21 protein-coding genes are annotated in these 19703 nt (G+C 66.1%); 9 read left to right on the top strand and 12 right to left on the bottom strand.

Going from position 1 to position 19703, the window contains the following annotated elements:
* Positions 1-113: 113 nt before the first annotated feature.
* The 3 genes from M1D40_RS04515 to trhA are packed head-to-tail and all read left to right on the top strand — an operon-like array spanning position 114 to position 1429.
* Positions 114-509 carry a hypothetical protein gene (locus tag M1D40_RS04515; RefSeq protein ID WP_461170351.1) on the top strand — a complete coding sequence of 132 codons (396 nt, stop codon included), beginning with the start codon at positions 114-116 and terminating at the stop codon, positions 507-509.
* Positions 506-652, top strand: coding sequence for a helix-turn-helix transcriptional regulator (locus M1D40_RS04510; protein ID WP_461170350.1), 147 nt, complete (start codon positions 506-508; stop codon positions 650-652). Before M1D40_RS04515 ends, M1D40_RS04510 begins: the two co-directional genes overlap by 4 nt.
* A 30-nt stretch (positions 653-682) precedes the next feature.
* A complete protein-coding gene (gene trhA, locus M1D40_RS04505; RefSeq protein ID WP_461170349.1) occupies positions 683-1429 on the top strand; it encodes a PAQR family membrane homeostasis protein TrhA in 747 nt (248 codons plus the stop codon).
* Positions 1430-1453: 24 nt separating this feature from the next.
* On the opposite strand, the gene M1D40_RS04500 is transcribed toward trhA, so the two are convergent.
* From M1D40_RS04500 to mca, 3 genes are read right to left on the bottom strand one after another with little or no spacing between them, the layout of a single operon-like run.
* Positions 1454-3649, bottom strand: coding sequence for a thioredoxin domain-containing protein (locus M1D40_RS04500; RefSeq protein WP_461170348.1), 2196 nt, complete (start codon positions 3647-3649; stop codon positions 1454-1456).
* Positions 3650-3658: 9 nt separating this feature from the next.
* Complete coding sequence (locus M1D40_RS04495; protein ID WP_461170347.1) at positions 3659-4036, bottom strand: hypothetical protein; 378 nt, start codon at positions 4034-4036, stop codon at positions 3659-3661.
* A gap of 49 nt (positions 4037-4085) precedes the next feature.
* Positions 4086-5003 (bottom strand): mycothiol conjugate amidase Mca, encoded by a 918-nt coding sequence (mca, locus tag M1D40_RS04490; RefSeq protein WP_461170346.1) that lies wholly within the window; start codon positions 5001-5003, stop codon positions 4086-4088.
* 59 nt (positions 5004-5062) lie between these two features.
* Here mca and M1D40_RS04485 point away from each other — a divergent pair, with 59 nt between their 5' ends.
* A complete protein-coding gene (locus tag M1D40_RS04485; protein WP_341394003.1) occupies positions 5063-5524 on the top strand; it encodes a DUF4307 domain-containing protein in 462 nt (153 codons plus the stop codon).
* Between the two features lie 268 nt (positions 5525-5792).
* Positions 5793-6284 carry a transcription elongation factor GreA gene (greA, locus tag M1D40_RS04480; protein WP_341394004.1) on the top strand — a complete coding sequence of 164 codons (492 nt, stop codon included), beginning with the start codon at positions 5793-5795 and terminating at the stop codon, positions 6282-6284.
* Between the two features lie 26 nt (positions 6285-6310).
* Here the strand turns inward: greA and M1D40_RS04475 are convergent, their stop codons facing one another.
* From M1D40_RS04475 to M1D40_RS04450, 6 genes are all read right to left on the bottom strand, one after another.
* A complete protein-coding gene (locus tag M1D40_RS04475; protein WP_461170345.1) occupies positions 6311-6913 on the bottom strand; it encodes a rhomboid family intramembrane serine protease in 603 nt (200 codons plus the stop codon).
* Between the two features lie 3 nt (positions 6914-6916).
* Positions 6917-8158, bottom strand: coding sequence for a threonine ammonia-lyase (gene ilvA / locus M1D40_RS04470; RefSeq protein ID WP_341394006.1), 1242 nt, complete (start codon positions 8156-8158; stop codon positions 6917-6919).
* Positions 8155-9384, bottom strand: a complete 1230-nt coding sequence (locus M1D40_RS04465) for an AI-2E family transporter (protein WP_341394007.1) — start codon at positions 9382-9384, stop codon at positions 8155-8157. The genes ilvA and M1D40_RS04465 overlap by 4 nt, the downstream gene beginning before the upstream one ends.
* Before the next feature lie 66 nt (positions 9385-9450).
* Positions 9451-10419 (bottom strand): aldose 1-epimerase family protein, encoded by a 969-nt coding sequence (locus M1D40_RS04460; protein WP_461170344.1) that lies wholly within the window; start codon positions 10417-10419, stop codon positions 9451-9453.
* A 19-nt stretch (positions 10420-10438) separates the two neighbouring features.
* Complete coding sequence (locus tag M1D40_RS04455; protein ID WP_461170343.1) at positions 10439-11161, bottom strand: ANTAR domain-containing protein; 723 nt, start codon at positions 11159-11161, stop codon at positions 10439-10441.
* Positions 11162-11356: 195 nt separating this feature from the next.
* On the bottom strand, positions 11357-12205 hold the full coding sequence (locus M1D40_RS04450) for a Bax inhibitor-1/YccA family protein (RefSeq protein WP_341394010.1): 849 nt from the start codon (positions 12203-12205) through the stop codon (positions 11357-11359).
* Positions 12206-12543: 338 nt separating this feature from the next.
* On the opposite strand from M1D40_RS04450, the gene M1D40_RS04445 reads away from it, so the two are divergent.
* From M1D40_RS04445 to M1D40_RS04430, 4 genes are all read left to right on the top strand, one after another.
* Positions 12544-13848, top strand: coding sequence for a branched-chain amino acid ABC transporter permease (locus M1D40_RS04445; protein WP_461171000.1), 1305 nt, complete (start codon positions 12544-12546; stop codon positions 13846-13848).
* Between the two features lie 13 nt (positions 13849-13861).
* Positions 13862-14842, top strand: coding sequence for a branched-chain amino acid ABC transporter permease (locus M1D40_RS04440; RefSeq protein WP_341394011.1), 981 nt, complete (start codon positions 13862-13864; stop codon positions 14840-14842).
* Between the two features lie 122 nt (positions 14843-14964).
* Positions 14965-15912: an ABC transporter ATP-binding protein gene (locus M1D40_RS04435; protein WP_341394249.1), complete on the top strand. Its 948-nt coding sequence runs from the start codon at positions 14965-14967 to the stop codon at positions 15910-15912.
* A complete protein-coding gene (locus M1D40_RS04430) occupies positions 15909-16655 on the top strand; it encodes an ABC transporter ATP-binding protein (protein ID WP_341394012.1) in 747 nt (248 codons plus the stop codon). Before M1D40_RS04435 ends, M1D40_RS04430 begins: the two co-directional genes overlap by 4 nt.
* Positions 16656-16805: 150 nt before the next feature.
* Here M1D40_RS04430 and M1D40_RS04425 read toward each other — a convergent pair whose 3' ends face one another.
* The 3 genes from M1D40_RS04425 to M1D40_RS04415 all read right to left on the bottom strand — a co-directional run bounded on the left by M1D40_RS04425 (position 16806) and on the right by M1D40_RS04415 (position 19696).
* Entirely contained in the window at positions 16806-18203 is a 1398-nt protein-coding gene (locus M1D40_RS04425; RefSeq protein WP_341394013.1) for an ABC transporter substrate-binding protein, read from the bottom strand.
* Between the two features lie 171 nt (positions 18204-18374).
* Positions 18375-18758 carry a D-ribose pyranase gene (rbsD, locus tag M1D40_RS04420; RefSeq protein WP_341394014.1) on the bottom strand — a complete coding sequence of 128 codons (384 nt, stop codon included), beginning with the start codon at positions 18756-18758 and terminating at the stop codon, positions 18375-18377.
* Complete coding sequence (locus M1D40_RS04415) at positions 18755-19696, bottom strand: substrate-binding domain-containing protein (RefSeq protein ID WP_461170342.1); 942 nt, start codon at positions 19694-19696, stop codon at positions 18755-18757. The genes rbsD and M1D40_RS04415 overlap by 4 nt, the downstream gene beginning before the upstream one ends.
* Positions 19697-19703: the final 7 nt, after the last annotated feature.

Genomic DNA, 19703 nt, shown 5'->3' with positions numbered 1-19703 from the left:
ACTTTCCGGGCGCCCTGCCGTTGCGTCGGAGTGTAAAAACAAACTTTACAGCCGGGGATGCTAGAGGATGAGGGCAGTGGAGACCAGGGGCATCAGAAGATGAGGGGTACCGCATGAGGCGTCTGTGGCTATGGCTGGTCGTTGTGGGTGCCGCCCTCGCAGGGACGTCGGCCTGGAGCAGCGCCGCGCCCGAGGACCAGAAGTTCCTTCCGGCAGCGGCATCGGGAGTTGTCATCTTCACGGGTATCCTCGGGACCTTCCTGCTGCGGCGGCAGCGCGAAAGGGCTGCTTTGTCCGCGGCGGAGGACAGCTTCGAGCGCAGCCGGTCCACCGCGGTGCTGGCCAAGGTCTTCGTTGACGCCCTTGTCCCGGGGGCAGTGCTGCTGGCCGGGTTCATCCTCTTTCCGGCGGGGCAGCTGGCCGGAATCCTCGTTGCGGCCTGCCTGTGCATCTTGGTTGCGGACTTCTGCATCCGCTTCAAGCTGCAGACAAAAATCGCCGCGCAATGAAGAACCGGCTGGCGGAGCTCCGCAATAGGGCCGGCCTCTCGCGGGCCGAGCTCGGTGCCGCGCTGGCAGTCTCACGGCAGACCGTCAACGCGGTGGAGAAGGAGAGATTCGTACTCACGGGACCTGAAGTTACCAATCAGTAACTTACCGACTCGTAGGTTAGGATTTTGGATATGGCATCTTCATCGTCGTCCGCTCCCCCCGAGCGGGATCCCAGCTCCCGCAGCACTCCCGGCCCGGTGGAATCCGCCGTGGAAGAGGTAGCTGACATCCTGGCCATCAAACCGAAGCTTCGCGGCTGGCTGCATGCCGGGGCCACCCCGTTTGCGCTGGCCGCCGGAATCGTCCTGGTCGTGCTGGCGCCCACAACCGGCACCCGGATCGCATCGGCCGTCTATGCGTTCACCGGGGTGCTCCTCTTCGGAGTGTCGGCCGTGTATCACCGGGGCAACTGGTCTCCGAAGGTCAAGACCATCCTCAAGCGGCTGGACCACACCAACATCATGCTGGTCATTGCCGGCTCCTACACGCCGCTGGCGTGGTCGCTGCTTCCGCCGGAAAAGGCCAAGGTCCTGCTCTGGTTCATCTGGGGCGGCGCCGTTGCCGGAGTCCTGTTCCGGCTGCTGTGGCTGCATGCGCCGCGCTGGCTCTACACGCCGGTCTACATTGCCCTGGGCCTGGCGGCGCTGATCTACATTCCGGACTTCTTCACCGTCAATCCTACGGCGGCCGTACTGGTCTGCGTAGGCGGCGCGATGTATATCACCGGGGCTGTGTGCTACGCGATGAAGAAGCCCAATCCTTCCCTGGACTGGTTCGGCTTCCACGAGATTTTCCACGCCTTCACGCTGGCCGGCTTTGCCTGCCACTACGTTGCCATTCTGCTGGCAGTTCTCTCTGTCGGCGCCTCGCAGGGCTGACTTTCCGGGCCCTCCGACGCCGGATCAGCCTTCGCTGAGCAGCTCCCTCAGCTCGGCCGCCGTGGTGACGGGCCGCCGGCACACCATGCCCCGGCACAGGTAGGCCGTTGCAGGCTCGGTTCCGGGGCCGCGGCCTTCCAGCAGCGGAACGCGGGTCCGGCCCGCGGATCCGGGCGGCAGTTCCTCGCCGCCGTCCACGGCCACCCGCGAGGCGACCACCAGGCCCGGCCCTCCGGCGTCGCGCGCCGTGCGAAGCAGTTCCTCGACGGCGGAAGCGTCGGTGCCCGTTACCGCCAGTTCCGGCGGCCCGTCCAGCAGGAACTGCAGCACCGACATGGCCCAGCCCGCGGCCTGCGGCGCCTTCGGCGCCACGACGCCAACGTGGGCAAGCAGCGATTCCGCCAGGGCACGGTGGTGCAGGGAGCCTGAATACGCGGAATACGTCAGCAGCACGCCGGCAAACAAGGCAGCCCCGCTGGGCGTGGGCCCGTCCAGCGGATCCGCGGCGGCCTGTGCGCCCTGGGCGTTGGCCAGCTGATTCGGGCGGATAGCGGTGTCCTGCAGCGTGTCTCCCACGAGGAAACGGCTTTCGGCCGCCTGCACCAGCGACTCGGCCGCCGTGTACCACTGCTCGTCGCCGGTGGCCGCGTAGAGGGCAAAAAATCCCTCGGCTGCGGCGGCGTAGTCCTCAAGCAGGCCCTCGATGCCCTGCCCGCTGCCGTCGTGGGACACCCGCCGCAGCGTGGGCCCCGTGCGGTGTACCCGCAGGAGGTAGGCCGCGGCGTCCCGCGCTGCGCCCAGAATGCGCTCCGCCGCCGCTTCCTCCCCCGCATCGGCGAGCACGACGGCGGCGCGGGCCAGCCCTGCCACGGCCAGGCCGTTCCAGCCGGCCACCACCTTGTCATCGCGGTCCGGCTGGGGACGCCGGTTCCGGGCTGCCAGCAGAGCAGGCCGGCAGCTAAGCCACAGCTCCTCCTCGTCGGGGCTCAGCCGGCGGCCGAAGTGCAGAGTGCTGCCGATACCGCCGTCGGGACCGGGCTTTCCGCCGTGGGCGGCCATGTTCCCGGAGTCCAGATCCAGCAGCCCGACGACGGCGGCAGCGGTTTCCGGGCCAAGAACCTCCGCCAGCTCCGCCTCGGTCCAGACATAGGTGCCGCCTTCCACCCGGCGGCCGTCCATCAGAGTGTCGGCATCCAGGGAAGACGCAAAGCCGCCGCCCGGAACCTGCAGCCGGTCAATCATCCACTGCGCTGTTTCCCGGGTCACGCGCAGGGCCAGCCGGCGGTCCTCCGGGTCCCGGGCCGTCCGTGCCCACTGCGCATACAGCGCCAGCAGCTGCACGTTGTCATAAAGCATCTTCTCGAAATGCGGGACCGCCCACCGGCGGTCCACCGTGTACCGGGCAAAGCCGCCCTCGAGCTGGTCGTACAGTGCACTTCGGGCCATGGCACCCAGGGTGCGGTCGGCCAGCGAGGCAGCCGCCCCGGCGGTCGAGGCCCCGGCCGCGGCGTGGGCCAGCAGGAACCGCAGCACGGTGGAGGGCGGAAACTTGGGTGCCCCGCCGAATCCGCCAAACTGCTGATCTTCGGCGGCGCCCAGCGCGTCAACCGCGGCGGACAGCGTTCGGGCCCGTTCCTGCGCAGCATCGGCGCTGGCATCCGGGTTCCCGGGGACGTCGCCGGCGGCGCGGACCGGACCCAGCAGCCGCCGGTTTCCCTGCTGTCCGCTGGCCAGGTGGGCGGCAAGCTGCGCGGCGCTCTGCTCAACTTCCTCCGGGCGGTCCCGCCATGCCGCGGAGACGGCTTCGAGGACATCACGGAACGCGGGCATGCCCTGTACCGGCCGCGGCGGAAAATAGGTGCCGGCATAGAACGTCCGGCCGTCCGGCAGCGTAAAGACACTCATCGGCCACCCGCCCTGGCCGGTCATGGCCTGGGTTGCCGCCATGTACACCGCATCCACGTCAGGGCGTTCCTCGCGGTCCACCTTGATGGAGACGAAGTTCTCATTCAGGTAGTCGGCCGTGGCCGGGTCCTCGAAGGACTCGTGCGCCATGACATGGCACCAGTGGCACGCGGCGTACCCCACCGAAACAAAAACCGGCACATTCCGTCTGCGTGCCTCGGCAAACGGTTCGTCTCCGAAGGGCCACCAGTCCACCGGGTTGCCGGCATGCTGGCGCAGGTAAGCCGAGGCCTCGTTGCGCAGCCTGCCGGCCATGTCCTGCTCCTAGCCTCGGTCGGCGCCCGGGCGCCGGTCGGTGTCTGTTCCGGCCGCGGCGGATGCTGCGGGGCTGGTTCCGGCGGCTGATGCGGCGGAGCCGGTTCCGGCGGCTGATGCGGCGGAGCCGCCGGCAGCGATGTCCTCGGTACTGGGGATGAAGACGTCGCTCCCCACGCCTGTCCGCGCCTGCTCCCGGTAGCGGACCCGGCGGATGCGCTTCGTCATGTCACGAATCAGCAGCACAACCACCAGCACCAGGAAGAAGGTGGCGAGGAAACCCAGCAAACCGGGGGTTACATCCGCGATGCTCAGGCCGGATTTCAGCTCGCCGTCTTCGGTTCCGCCGGGGTTCACGAGCTGGGGCAGGCTGTACAGGAAGTTCACTTCGGTTTCTCTCTCTTGGAAGCAGGCGGCTGCACGCCGTCCCTACCCTCTATCGTATGCCAGCGAACAGGTCAGTCTCGGGGAGCTCGGTCTCCACCTTTGACATGATCAGCGAATAGTCCTCCCAGGGCCAGACCTTCCGCTGAGTTGGTGCGTCCACAGCGAAAAAGAATCCGTCCGGATCAACCTGGGTGCGGTGGCTCTTCAGTGCCCGGTCGCGCGCCTCGAAATAGTCTCCGCACCGGATCTGCGTGGTGGTGGGATGGGTGGGGGCGGGCGGCTGGTGACCCTCCGTGTCAGCTTCCTGCCAGGCGGCGATGCGCTCGGCGTAGGGCGAGTCCATTCCCGCCTCCACGAGGGCGTGGTGCAGGGCCTGGAACCGTTCGGGGTTGAACGCGCGGTCGTAGTAGAGCTTCATCGGCTCCCAGGCTTCGCCCGTCCCCGGGTACTGCTCGGGGTCTCCGGCGGCGTTGAAGGCTTCAACGGCCACCTTGTGGGCCATGATGTGGTCCGGATGCGGATAGCCGCCGTTTTCGTCGTAGCTGATGATGACGTGCGGGCGGAATTCGCGCACGAGTTTCACCAGGGGCGCAGCGGCGTGCTGCAGCGGCTCCAGGGCAAAGCATCCGAACGGCAGGTCCGGCAGCGGATCACCTTCGGGCAGCCCGGAATCCATGAAGCCCAGCCAGCGGTGCTGCACTCCCAGTTCACGCTGGGCATTGGCCATTTCGAGGCGACGCAATCCGGCCAGGTCCCGCTTCGCGGCGGGGTTGGCTTCCATCGAGGGATTAAGCACACTGCCGCGCTCCCCGCCGGTGCAGGTGGCCACCATCACGTCCACGCCCTGTGCCGCGTAGAAGGCCATCATGGCTGCACCCTTGCTGGCTTCGTCATCCGGGTGCGCGTGTACGGCCAGCAGCCGCAGGGGTCCCTGACGGCTGGAAATATCATTTGACGCGGTCGACACGGGGCAGCTCCTGATGGGTCGGCGGATTACAGACGGACAAACTCGGATAAAATAAAGAAGTGAGCACTGAGGAAGGTCCTGTTAAGCAGCCAGCCCCCGAGCAGACCCCGGATGGTTTTCCGTCCGCAACAAGATTAGCCAATCGATACGGCACCCCCAAGCCGGGCCTGTCCCGCAGGAGCAAGATCATCATGGGCAGCGCCGCGGTGCTGCTGGGCTGCGCCGGAGCGGCATGGATTGCCGCACCTTCGCCCGCGGGCGAAGTGACCTTTAAGGACGTCGGTTTCAGCATTCCCGATGCGGGCCGGGCAATCGTCGACTTCCAGGTCACCAAGGACACTGACGCCACGGTCACCTGCGCAGTGCAGGCCCTGAACGACTCTTACGCCGTCGTCGGCTGGAAACAGGTCACCATTGGTCCGGCCGAAGACGCCACCACCGCCCAGCGCGTGGAGCTCCGCACCGATTCCCTGTCCGTCACCGGCGGCGTTCACGCGTGTTGGATCGCCGACGAAAGCTGAGACCGGGAACCTGTCCGGAACCGGCTCCCGGCCGGTGCAGGTGTGCGGGCGCTTATCAAGCCGGGCCGGGTTCTTGGGTAAACCGGCTTTGAGAACTAGTATGGAGCCTACGTTATGCCCCGCCCAGGTGATCAGCACTGCAAGATCAGCACTGCAACCGGTCACCGCCCGGCGGGGTCTTTGCTTGTCAGGCCGTTCCGGCCCGCGGAGCAAATTCAGCCTGCCGGACCAGCCCGCCTGGTCCGGTCGTCATTAAAAGGAGAGACCCGTGTCCACCAACAGCGCACCTGCCGCTTGGCTCACTCAGGAGTCTTACGACCGCCTGAAGGCAGAACTGGATCATCTGTCCGGTCCCGGCCGCACGGAAATCGTGGCCCGCATTGAGCAGGCCCGGTCCGAGGGCGATTTGAAGGAAAACGGCGGGTACCACGCAGCCAAGGAAGAGCAGGGCAAGGCCGAGGCCCGCATCCGCCAGCTGACTCACCTGCTGCGGACCGCCCACGTGGGCGAGGCCCCGGCCGATGACGGCGTGGTGGAGCCCGGCATGCTGGTTGAAGCCAGGATTGCCGGCGATTCCGAAACGTTCCTGCTGGGCAGCCGCGAAATTGCCGGCGACTCGGACATCAACGTCTACAGCGAGAAGTCGCCCCTCGGCGCTGCCATCCAGGGCATGAAGGCCGGCGACAGCGCCACGTACACGGCCCCGAACGGCAAGAGCATTTCGGTGGAGATCATTTCCGCCAAGCCGTACTCCAGCTGATTTTCACGCAGGACGGTTTATAGCGTTTACAGCGGGTCCTCCCACCGGGAGGGCCCGCTTTTGCTTGTCTGCCCCCGCCTGGAGCGGCGGCTGAGCAGCACCGCTGCCAGGACACCGCCGGCAGCCCCGAAGAGGTGCGCCTGCCATGAGACTCCGATGGATACCGGCAGCACACCCCAGAGCAGGGAGCCGTAGACCAGGAAGAGGGCACCGCCAAGCAGCAGCTGAAGGATGTCCCGGTTGTAGATTCCGCGCACCATCAGGTACGCAAACAGGCCAAAGACGACGCCGGAGATGCCCACCGTCAGGCCGCCTCCGAAGAGCCACACGCCCAGCCCGGAGGTCAGCCACGATGACGCCAGCACCACCAGGTAGCGCCGCACGCCCTCCAGCAGGGTCAGGAATGAAAACACCACCAGCGGCAGGGTGTTTCCCAGCAGATGGTTGATGCCCGCATGCAGCAGCGGACCGAAGATGATTCCGTCCAGTCCGTCGACCCGCCGCGGCAGGATTCCCAGCTCGCGCAGCACCGCCGGACCGGCAAACATCGCCAGAAAATAACACAGCCAGATCAGGGCGGCGAGCCCCAGGGAAACGTACAGGGCCGTCCGGGCCCGCTTGGCAAGCACGGCCTACCCGTGCAGCACGATCGGCTGGAAACCCTGGGCACGCAGGTTGTTCAGTACGTGTTCACAGTGTTCGTGTCCCTTGGTTTCCATGTTGATGGTGATCGCCACATCGCCCATGCTAATGGACCCCCCGACACGTGTATGGTCCACTCCGGTGACATTTGCGTCCGATTCCGCGATGATCCGGGAGATGGTGGCCAGGGAACCCGGGCGGTCATCGAGCAGTATCCGAACCACCAGATACCGGCCGGCGGCGGCGAGGCCGCGCTGGATGACCTTGAGCATCAGCATCGGGTCGATATTGCCGCCGGAGAGGATGACGGCGGTGTTGCCGGGGTTCTCGATCTTGCCGTCCATCAGCGCCGCGACACCCACGGCTCCGGCCGGTTCCACCACCATTTTGGACCGTTCCAGCAGGAAGATCAGCGCACGCGCCAGTGAGTCTTCGCTGACGGTCACGACGTCGTCCACCAGTTCCTTGATGATGGAGAAAGGCAGCTGGCCCGGGCGCCCCACGGCTATGCCGTCCGCAATCGTGGACACCTTGGTCAGCGGCACCAGGGCATCCGCAGCGAGCGACGGCGGGTAGGCCGCGGCGTTTTCGGCCTGCACTCCGATGATGCGGACCTCGCGGCCCAGCTCCTTGGCGCGGGCCTTGATGGCCACGGCGACGCCGGCCAGGAGTCCGCCGCCGCCCACGCCCATCAGGACGGTGTCCAGGTTCGGGATCTGGTCCAGCAGTTCCAGGCCGATGGTTCCCTGCCCTGCCACCACATCCACGTTGTCGAACGGATGCACAAAGACGGCGCCCGTCTCGTCGGAGTAGCGCTGGGCTTCCGCGAGGGCTTCGTCCACGTTGTGGCCGTGCAGCACCACCTCGGCGCCGTGGCCCTGCGTCGCCGACAGCTTGGGCAGTGCCACCCCCAGGGGCATGAAGATCCGGGCCTTGATGCCCAGCCGCGCGGCGGCAACGGCCACGCCCTGGGCATGATTACCTGCGGAAGCGGCCACCACGCCGCGGTCCCGTTCCGACGGCGAGAGCTTGGCCATGCGGACGTAGGCCCCGCGGACCTTGAACGAGCCGGCCCGCTGCAGGTTTTCGCACTTGAGATACACGTTGGACCCGGTCATCCGGCCCAGGGCGCGGGACTGCTCAATGGGCGTCAGGGCAATCACGCCGTCCAACAGCTTGGCGGCTGCCTCAATGTCGTCCAGGTTCACGGGCAGGTGGGACAGATCAGTCACGGTTGTTTCTCGTCTTCTGCGTTGTCTTCCAACGCGGTATCGGCATCATCGGTTGCAGGGGCCGCTCCCCCGGCGGCGGCGAACACGGGATCACGTGCCAGCGCCGGATCCCCTTCCCAGCCCCGCGAGGCGATATAGCGCACCACGGTGTTCAAAATGGCGAGCAGCGGAACGGAGAAGAGGGCACCGGGGATCCCGGCGGCCAGGGTGCCGCCGGTGACTGCCAGGATCACGGCCAGCGGGTGCAGAGCCACGGCCCGGCCCATAATCAGGGGCTGCAGGATGTGTGATTCCAGCTGCTGGACGAGGAGCACAATGCCCAGCATGATCAGGGCGTTCACCCAGTCGTTGGCCACGAGAGCAAGCAGGACGGCAACAAATCCGGTGAGGACGGCGCCCACCAGCGGAACGAACGATCCCAGGAACACCAGGACCGCCAGCGGCAGGGCCAGCGGCACTCCGATGATGGCTGCGCCCGCGCCGATGCCGACGGCGTCGATGAAGGCCACGAGCAGCTGCACCCGGACGTAGTTCACCAGGGAGTCCCAGCCGTGGATGCCGGCGCCGTATCCGCCGGGGCGGGCGCGGCGGGGCAGCAGCCCGGCGGTGAAGCGCCAGATGCGGCGCCCGTCCAGCAGGAAAAAGACCAGGGCAAAAAGCGTCAGCAGGACGCCGGCCGCAAAGTGTCCGGCGCCGGTCCCCACGGAGAGTGCCCCGGAAAGGATGTTGGCTGAATTCTGCTGCAGCGTGTTGGTGGCTTCCTGCAGCAGGGTGTCCATCTGGGTGGTTGTGATGCGCAGCGGGCCGTCGGCGAGCCAGTCCTGGATCTGGGCCACGCCGGAGAGGGTTTCGTCCCACAGGTCGCGGAAGCCCAGGGCCAGCTGCCGGCCCACCAGGGTCAGTGCAGCAACAATCACGCCCAGGAAGGTCACGATCGTGACAGCGACCGCCAGTCCGGCGGGCACCTTGTTGCGGCGCAGCCAGTTGGAGATGGGCGAGAGCAAACCTGCCAGCAGGGCCGCGATCATCAGCGGAATAATGAGCAGCGAAAAGTTGCGCAGCAGCCAGATAATGCCGGCGGCAACCACCAGCACCACGCCGAGCCGCCAAGCCCAGGCCGCGCTGACGCGCAGCGCGTACGGCACGTCGTCGTTGCCCCTGCTGGAGCGGACAGCCGCAGCCTGCACCGCTCTGGGCGCGGCGATGCTCCGTGCGTGAGGTCTCATGGGCTCATCTTTCCACACTCAACGCCTGTGATTCCCACCTTTACGCCGGGGTTCGCGGCCGGGCCGTCAGCCGGTTTTTTCCGGCCGGATTCCCCACTCCGCAGCGAACGACGCCCCGGGGTCCAGCCACCGCAGCCCTTCACTGGAGTTCAGCGCATTGGCGGGAGCGGTCATCGGCTCGACGGCCACGGCAAGGGCGCGTCCGGGAAACTTATCGGTTACGAAGACCTGGACATAACCGAACTCCGGACCGCTCCACAACACGACGCCCCTGCCGTCCGGAGCGCGGAGGCGGTGCCGGAACTCCCCGTCTTCCGGCTCCAGATCCGTGTAGGCGGAGTCCAGGTCCAGGCCGCCGATCCGCCGCCCCGTCCGAAGGTCGGCGGGTCCGCCGGCAGGTTCCCGGCCCACCGGAATCAGTCCGTCATCGACCGTCAGCCGCGTGTTTCCCGAAACGGTCAGCGTCAGCTCCTCCGTTGGAACCGATCCCACCCGAAGGAACGGATGGGCGCCCAGCGCGAAGGGCGCCCGGTTTCCGCCCACGTTGGTGAGCGCCTGCCGCACGCGCAGTCCGCCGTCCCCGTCCAGGCTGTAGCGCACCTCGTGGACGAGGTGGAAGGGATACCCGTGCTGCGGGAAGATCTCGGCCGCCAGCGTGACGCTGCTGCCGGGCGGCGTGGTGCCGTCACCGACTGCCTCCACCTGCCGGTATCCGGTGTTGCGCAGCAGGCCGTGGCTGGCATTGCCGCGTGACGGTTCAGTGATGTCCAGCTGCTGCGTTTGTCCTTCCAGCGTCCACTTCCCGCCGGCAACCCGGTTGGGCCAGGGAGCGAGCAGGATGCCGCAGGCCGACGGCGGCAGCTCGGCGTCGGGATAGGTCTCCACAAACGCGGTGCCATCCAGGAAATAGCTGCGCAGGGCCCCTGCAAGTGCAGCGATCTGTGCTTCAGCGGTGCCGCCGGGTGTGGCCCGGCTGATCCGGAATTGGGCGCCGGTGGCGGGGGCAGCCGTGGAAACCGGTCCGGGAGTGGTCATTGCTCCAGCCTACCGCCGGCTACTCCTCAAAGTGAGTGCTCACGCGGTCCGAGACCACTGCAACCACCCCGGCCGCCACGTCCCGGACCTTGACGTTGCGGCTGTTGGAGACACTGCGCAGGATTTCAACGGCACCCTGCTGGCTGCAGTTGTTCTGCGCCATGATGATTCCGGCAGCCAGATCCACGACGGTCCGCGACTCGAGGGCGGCCTGCAGGTTGCGGGCCCGGTGCGTCTGCGCGTCCAGCCGCAGTGCGAGTGCCAGCGGAGTTGCCAGCTCCGCTGCAGCGGACTCAAGAGCAGCCAGCGCCGCTGGTCCGAAGGCTCCCGGGGAGGAGGAATAGCACGTGAGCACCGCGAGATCCGGGTCCGGCACCGCCACCGGCACCGATGCCGCGGCAGACATGCCCGACGCGCGCGCAGCAGTCCAATAGGCGGACCGCTGGTCTTCACCGTCCAGGTTCCGGGCGACGGCCGGCGCCTGATGTGCCAGGGCGCGGCGGGACGGGTCTTCTGCATGCGTTCCCCGCTCGAGTTCGATGAAGCCGGGTTCGCTGCCGACCTGTACCGGCTGGCGGCGGGACCGCACGATCATCAGGGAGGAACCGGCCACGTTCCACTCACGCAGCCGCTCGGTCAGAAGGACGGCGAGCGGTGCCAGAAAGTTCTCCAGATCAGGGTTCTCCAGCAGCAGTTCCTGGACCCGGAGAGGGAACAGGACGGTATCCATCGGCTTATCCATGCCCCGCGTCCCCTTTCCCGCATGTGCTCCGGAGGATTCCCCCCGCCGAGATCCTACGGTTCCGCGCGAGGGATGCACAGGGTGGTTCTACGCTTCGCACGTGGTTAACAGCAAAGAGGCCGGCAGGCGTTAGCCTGCCGACCTCTTTTCGGTTCGGGAGTCCTTTAGGTTAGGGAGTCCGGAGCCCCGGGGATGCTAGTCGTCGCCGCGCAGAATGGCGAGGATGCGGAGGATTTCCACATACAGCCAGACCAGGGTGACGGTGAGGCCGAAGGCAGCAGTCCAGGAGTAGCGCTGCGGAGCGCCGGCCTGAACACCCTGCTCGATGGACGTGAAGTCGACGATCAGGGAGAACGCGGCCAGGCCTACGGCGAGGAGGCCAATCAGGACACCCAGCGGAATTCCCATGATCTCGACGGAGTCACGGACACCGAACATGCTGTCGGTGGCACCGAAGATCATCAGGCCCATGTTGACGAGCGAGAACACGGCGTAGCCGATCATGGCGATCATGAAGAAGCGCATGGCCTTGGGCGTAGCGCGGACCTTGCCGCTGCGGAACAGGACCAGAGTCACGGCGAAGACGGACAGCGTGCCCAGGACGGCCTGCAGGCCAATGCCCGGGTACAGGTTGTCCAGCACCAGGGTCAGTCCGCCGAGGAACATTCCCTCGAGGGCTGCGTACGCCAGGATCAGCGCGGGAGCGGGCTCACGCTTGAAGGCGTTGACCAGGCCCAGGACGAAACCGCCCAGTGCGCCGACGATCATCAGCGGCGCTGCGGCGCCGGGAATCAGGATCATGGGAACGGCTGCGCCGACGAGGACCACTGCAAGGCAGGCCAGTGTCTTCATGATGACGTCGTCGTACGTCATGCGGCCGGTCATGGCGGGGCCGGCAGAAGGCGCCGTGTACAGCTCCTGCAACTGCTGGGGGGTCATCGAAGTCTGGTCCTGGGTGGCCAGGGAACCCTGGTTCACCCTGCCGCTGCGAACCTGGGAGTTAAAATTCTTGCTGTTAAAGACCGGATTACCACCGATTGCCATTAAATGTCCTCCATCTGGGGGCCTGTTTACCTAGAGCCTACCAATGTCAACGGCCGGCGGGGCCGGGAGATTCCCGGCAATGAGCCGCTGCGGGTAACAGTTTGGCAAAGCGCACCCTTCACCGCCCCGCTACGCTGGCACACCAAGTCGTTACCTGATCGCGACATCCCGCCGCAGAAAATCGCCACTGCCTGAAACATTCAGTGGGTAGCATGATCCCCATTCGGTGACACAAGTCACACTTGATCCGCTAAAGGTCCGATTTTTCGGTGCCCGCGGCCTTGGCGTGGAGGTTTTGGAACTTGCTACGAACATCGGCGCTGACCCGGTATCTGGGGATGTTGGCGGTGGTGGCGGCGATGTTTGCTGCCCTGCTGCTGTCTTCACCTGCCGCTCACGCAACAACAGCAACACCCTCGGACAGCGCATCCGCCGGCGCCGCGGACGACCCCACCGACGGCGCCGAGTTCGCCGACCGTATCAGCGGGGTGGTGCGGAACGAAGGCGTCCCGGTGGAAGGGGTCAGAATCACCGCCAGCGGCAACGGCTACGAAGGCGAAACGGAAACCGGGGCCAACGGCTCCTGGTCCATCGGTGTTCCCGAGCAGGGCGCCTTTGAAGTGGAGCTGGACGAAAGCACGCTGCCGGAGGGCGTCGCGCTGGCGGAGGGCCAGGAGAATCCGCGCACCGTGACCTTTGCGGGCACCTCCAACATCACCACCTTGTTCCTGCTGGGCGAAGGCATCGTGCTGCAGCAGGACAGTTTCATCTCGACCCTCACCGAACGCGCGGTGGCCGGCCTGAGCTTTGGCCTGCTGCTGGCGCTGAGCGCCGTCGGGCTCTCACTGATTTTCGGAACCACCGGACTGACGAACTTCGCCCACGGCGAGATGGTCACTCTGGGCGCGGTACTGGCCTTTGGCTTTGCAGCGATTGGCCTGTCCGCCTGGATCGCCCTGCCGCTGGCGGTGCTCGGCGGCGCCGTCTTCGGCTATCTCCAGGACGGCGTGCTCTGGAAACCGCTGCGCCGGCGGGGCACCGGGCTGGTGCCGATGATGATCGTCAGCATCGGACTGGCCGTCGCCGTCCGCTACACCGTTCTGTTCTTCTTCGGCGGAGCCATGCAGCAGCTGCCGGGGTCACAGAGCCCCACGCTGGAACTGGGACCCATCTCCATTCCGCGCAACACCCTGATCTCGCTGTTCGTCAGCCTCGCCGTCATCCTAGTGGTGGCCCTGCTGCTGCTGCGCACCCGGATCGGCAAGGCAACCCGCGCGGTCTCGGACAACCCCGCACTGGCCGCAGCCTCCGGAATCGACGTCGACCGCGTGATCCGTCTGGTCTGGATCACCGGCGGTGCACTGGCGGCCATGGGCGGAATCCTGTGGGCCTACTACCGGCCCGGGGTGTCCTTTAATATGGGGCAGCAAATCCTGCTGCTGATCTTCGCCGGCGTCACGCTGGGTGGGCTTGGCACTGTTTTCGGTGCGCTGATCGGGTCCGTGATTGTGGGGCTTTTCGTGGAAATCTCCACAATCTGGCTGGAGGCGGACCTGAAATATGTGGGCGCCCTGGTCATCATGATTCTTGTCCTCCTCGTCCGGCCGCAGGGAATCCTGGGCCGACGCGAGCGCATAGGTTAGGGGCTTAGCACAGATGGACTTCGTCAATATTTTTCTCGGCGCACTCAACGAGATCATCAGCCCCACCACGGCCGCCTACGCGCTGGCAGCCCTCGGGCTTGCCGTGCACTTTGGCTACACCGGCCTGCTGAACTTCGGCCAGGCCGGCTTCATGGCGGTGGGCGCGTACGGTTTCGCCATTCCCATCCTGTCCTTCAACGCCCCGCTGCCGCTGGCCCTGCTGATTGCCCTGCTGGCATCGGCAATCTTCGCGGTCATCCTGGGCATTCCAACGCTGCGGCTGCGGGCGGACTATCTGGCCATCGTCACCATCGCCGCGGCCGAAATCATCCGGTACATCGTGACCACCACGGGAATGACACCGGTGACGGGGTCGGCGAACGGACTCGCCGCCTTCACCGGAAGCTTCTACGCCCTCAACCCGGTGCCGCCCGGCAGCTACAACATCGGCCCCTTCGGCCTGAACGAGCGCGACGTCTGGGTCCGGATCGTGGCCTGGGGTCTGGTCATCGTGGCCTGCTTCCTGGTGTGGATGCTGATCCGGAGCCCCTGGGGGCGCGTGGTCAAGGGCATCAGGGAGGATGAGAACGCCGTTCGGGCCCTGGGAAAGAACGTGTACGCCTACAAGATGCAGGCCCTGATCATCGGCGGCGCGCTCGGATCACTGGCGGGGATTATCTTCACCCTCCCCCGCGACGCCGTGCAGCCGGCAAACTACGGCACCGAGCTGACCTTCTACCTCTACACCGCACTGCTGCTGGGCGGCATGTCCACGGTGCTTGGCCCGGTCATCGGCGCCATGATTTTCTGGGTCATCCTCTCCGTAACGCAGGGCCTGCTGTACGGTGCGATCGAATCCGGCTACATCACTTTCATTACCACTTCCCAGGCAGGGCAGGTTCGCTACATCCTTGTTGGTGTGGCACTGATGCTGCTGATGATCTTCAGGCCCCAGGGCATCCTCGGAAACAAGAAGGAGCTGGCGTTCGCATGAGTTCCCAGGCAGACGAACGCGGGAGCGGCAGGCGCAGCGGCGCCCATGCCGCGGAACCGGCGGCAGCCGCGGCAGCCGCGTCGGGTGCAACACCGCCGCCCGCAGCGGCAGGCAACGAATATATGACGGACACCCGGCCCATCGCCGCGGACGCAACCGGGCCGGGCTGCCGCAAGCGGGACCCGATCCTGGTGGCCCGGAACGTAACCCGCACCTACGGCGGGATCCACGCCGTCGACGTCGACTACGTGGAAGTGCCCCGGAACAAGATCACCGCGCTCATCGGCCCCAACGGTGCCGGCAAGACCACGCTGTTCAACCTCCTGACCGGTTTTGACACGCCGCAGTCCGGGGACTGGCAGTTCGAGGGGCGGGATCTGGCCGGTGTCTCCGCCTACAAGGTGGCACGGCTGGGCATGGTGCGCACCTTCCAGCTCACCAAGGTCATGGGCAAGCTCACCGTCATTGAAAACATGAGGCTGGGGGCGGCGTCGCAGCCGGGCGAGTCCCTCTGGCGGGCCTTCCTGCCGCCCCTGTGGCGCGGCCGGGAACGTGAAATCACCAAGCAGGCGGACCTGCTGCTGGAGAAGTTCAAGCTCGACACCAAGCGCGGGGACTACGCCGCGTCGCTGTCCGGCGGGCAGCGCAAGCTCCTGGAAATGGCCCGGGCCCTCATGGTCCAGCCGAAGCTGGTGATGCTCGACGAGCCCATGGCGGGGGTGAATCCGGCGCTGACCCAGTCCCTGCTGGACCACATCAAGAACCTCAAGGCCGAAGGCATGACCGTCCTCTTTGTTGAGCACGACATGCACATGGTCCGGCACATCGCGGACTGGGTCATTGTCATGGCCGAAGGGAAGGTGGTGGCCGAGGGGCCTCCGGGCGAGGTGATGAAGGACCAGGCGGTGATCGATGCCTACCTGGGTGCCCACCACGACGTCGACCTCGGTGATTCCGAAGGATTCGAAAAACTTGAGGCGGAACTGGAACACGACCCGGAGTCGTCAGTGGGCACCGAGCCCGACGGCGTCATCGGGCGCCGGATTGATGAGCGGAAGGAACAGGCATGACCGCCGAGGCATTCGAGGGCGACTCCGTCGTCAAGGTGACCGATCTGGTGGCCGGCTACATTCCGGGGGTGAACATCCTCAACGGCTGCAGCATCGAGGCCCGGCGCGGGGAACTCATTGGAATCATCGGCCCCAACGGTGCCGGGAAGTCCACGCTGCTCAAGGCCATGTTCGGGCTGGTGAAAGTGCACTCCGGGACTGTTGTGGTCCGGGGACAGGACATCACCGGGCTCAAGGCGAACAAGCTGGTCAGCCGCGGGGTGGGGTTTGTGCCGCAGAACAACAACGTGTTTGCGTCCCTGACCATCGAGGAAAACCTGCAAATGGGGCTGTACCAGGCGCCCAAGCGGTTCGCCGAGCGCTTTGACTTCGTGTCCGAGCTCTTCCCGGAGCTGCGCAAGCGCCGGGCCCAGCGGGCGGGGTCGCTGTCCGGCGGGGAACGGCAGATGGTCGCCATGGGCCGCGCGCTGATGATGGAACCGGCCGTGCTGCTGCTGGATGAGCCTTCCGCCGGCCTCTCCCCCGTGAAACAGGATGAGGCCTTCCTGCGGGTGCACGAGATCAACCGGGCCGGAGTCTCGGTGATCATGGTGGAGCAGAATGCCCGGCGGTGCCTGCAGATCTGCGACCGCGCGTACGTCCTGGACCAGGGCCGTGACGCCTACACCGGCACCGGCAGGGACCTCATGAAGGATCCGAAGGTCATCCAGCTGTATCTGGGCACGCTGGCGGACACCGCCTAAGCGCCCTCCGCAGCCGGAGCGCTTCCCAAGCTGCCGACAGAACAGCCCCCGCCGATCTGAACTGGTCAGATCGGCGGGGGCTGTTCTACTTTGTACCGATTTACTTGGCGCTGATTTATTTGTCCGTACTGATTTATTTGGTGCTGCAGATTAGAGCTTGCCCGATTCTGAGCGGCTCGGCAGCGGCTTGTTCTCGGCGTCGAACTGGTAGATGCCGATGAAGGCCTCGGTCGGGTCGCCGTTCTCATCGAAGGTGATCGGGCCGGAGTAACCGTCGTAGTCGATGTCTCCGCCTTCACGCAGGATGGTTACGCAGCCTGCGTAGTCGAAGCACTTCTCGCCGTCCGCCGAAACTCCCTGGAGTTCGGCCGCGACGGCCGTTCCCTCGGTGCTGCCTGCGGCTTCAGCGGCGAGAGCCGTCAGGGTGACGGCGTCGTAGCTTTCACCGGCGTAGGACCAGTCCTTCAGCGCAGGATCCAGCGCCAGCAGCGATTCCTTGAAGGTGTCCGAAGCGAACGGGCCCGGGATTGTGCCCTGGGCTCCTTCGAGCGTGCCCGGATCAAGGTCCGCACTGTAGTCCGAGGTGTTGCCGTCCACGAAGAACATCTGAGTGGGATCGACTCCCTTGGCGGTGAGCAGCGGAACGATGCTGGTGGCCTGCTGGAAGCTGATGACAACAATGGCGTCCGGTTCAGCGGCGACAACGGAGTCCACCTGGCTGCTGAACTGGGATTCGCCCTCGTTGAACATTTCCTCCTTGATGACCTGGCCGCCGGCCGATTCCACCGAGCCGCGGATGTTGCTTGCCAGCCCCGTGCCGTAGGCATCGTTCAGGACGATCATTCCGACGGTCTGGGCGCCGCAGTTCATGATGTAGTTGCCCAGCGTGCGTCCCTGCAGCACATCGGAGGGAGCAGTGCGCCAGTACAGGCCGTTGTCATCCCAGGTGCTGAAGTCCGGCGAGGTGTTCGCCGGCGAGAACTGGATCACTCCGGCTCCGGTGATCTGGCCGATGACGGTCTTGGAGACGCCCGACGACGCCGCACCGACGATGGCGCTGACGTCCTGGCTCAGCAGGTCCGTCACCGACTGCGTGGCGATGTCGGTGGTGGTGTCGCCGGAATCGCGGTGGACGATCTCCACCGGCTGTCCCAGTACGCCGCCGGCAGCGTTGATGTCCTGGACGGCAAGGTTGGTGCCGGCGATTTCCGGCGGGCCGAGGAACGCGAGTTCACCCGTGGTGGGCAGCAGTGTCCCGACCTTCAGCGGTGCGTCCGTGGTGCCGGTGGAGGCAGGCACGGCCGAGGGGTCGCCTTTCTCTCCCGGGTCCTTGCCCTTGCCGCCTTCATTCGGCGGGCAGGAGACTCCCCCCGCCGCCGCGGCAGTTGACGCTGATTCCGTTCCCGTTGACTCCGAAGCGGGAGTTTCCTCCGCCCCGCTGCAGCCGGAGGCAAACAGTGCCAGACCCAGCCCCACTGCCGCGATTTTTGCCACCCGGCTGTAACCGTCTCCCAGGCCCAGACGACTCGTGGTGCGTAGTGCAGTCATAGATTTTTCTCCCCGATCGAAAGGCGGAGGCCTTTGATGCTGTTACCAGGTGTTCCTGATTAGAAGAAAAGCTAGTTGAATAATGAGTCAAACATAAGGGCCTTGGGTTACGTCCTTGTAACGCTCATCACATTCTGCTCCGCTACCACTTGCCCCCGGGACCGGAGACGGTTAAAAGCCCACTCCGCAGCGGAGCATGACGTTGGCGAAAGGAGTGGCCTCCCCCGTCCGCACGATCAGCCGTACGGACGGGAGCAGCGCCTTGAACTCTTCATGCGTCACCGTTTCGGGCTTCAGCCCGGCCGCTGCGAGCCGGCGCTCGACGGCGGTGCCTTCGGCTTCCTCAGCCATGACCGCCCCTTCCACTTCGATCTCCGCCAGCAGCGCCGCCAAAACGTCGGCGAAGGGCGGCACCCCCTGGACGAGGGCCAGATCGACGGCTTCGACGCCGTCGGGGATCGGGAGCCCGCAGTCGGCGATCACCACAAGGTGCCCGTGGCCGAGCCGGCCGATAGCTGCGTTCAGGGGCGCGTTGAGGATGCCGGCTTTTTTCACGAGGCGAAGTCAGCCAGGTTTGCTGCGTTCACGGTGGTGACCGGAACCGGGATGGTGGCGTCGACGGTTTCGCCGTCGAGCAGCTGCGCGAGAACCTCCACGGAGCGCTTGCCCAGCTCGGCCGGCTGCTGGGCGATGGTGGCGGTCAGCGTACCGTCCTTGATGGCGGTGAAGCCGCCCTCCGTGCCGTCGAAGCCCACAACGCTGACGTCGGTGCCGGCGCGATTCCCCAGGGCCTGGATGGCGCCCAGTGCCATCTCGTCGTTCTCGGCAAAGATGCCGGTCACTCCCGGATTGGCCTGCAGCAGGTTCGTTGCCACGTTCAGTGCCTCAGCGCGGTCAAAGTTTGCGGTCTGCTGGGCTGCAATCTTGATGCCCGGGTAGGCCTTGATGCCCTCGGCGAAACCGGCGCCGCGGTCACGGCTGGCGGAGGTTCCCGCAACTCCCTGCAGGATGATGATTTCGCCTTCCCCGCCCATGGCCTTGGCCAGTTCGTCGGCGGCCTGGCGTCCGCCTGCCTTGTTGTCGCTGGAAACCAGGGACTGGACTTCGGCGCCGTTGACGGTGCGGTCAGCGGCTACCACCGGGGTGCCGGCACTCAGCAGCGGGCTGATGGAGGCGGCGGCGGCATCGGAGTCCACCGGGTTGATGATGACGCCCTCGGTACCGGACGTGGCGGCGGTGGCGAGCTGGTTGGTCTGGGTCGCGGAGTCGTTCTGGGCGTCCAGGACGTCGAGGTCCAGACCGGCCTCTTCGGCGGCGGCCTGCGCGCCGTCGCGCAGTTCCACGAAGAAGGGGTTGTTCAGGGTGGAGACGGCCAGGGTGACCGAACCGCCGGAGGCAGCGGCGTCGTCACCGCGGTTGCAGGCGGTGGCAGTCAGCAGCAGGCCAAGGGATACAGTCAGGGCCGCGGTCTTGCGGGCGGAGGAGAACTTCATTGTTATT

The organism is Arthrobacter sp. Z1-15 (assembly GCF_054792395.1).
This window is presented reverse-complemented; position numbering and strand designations above follow the sequence as displayed.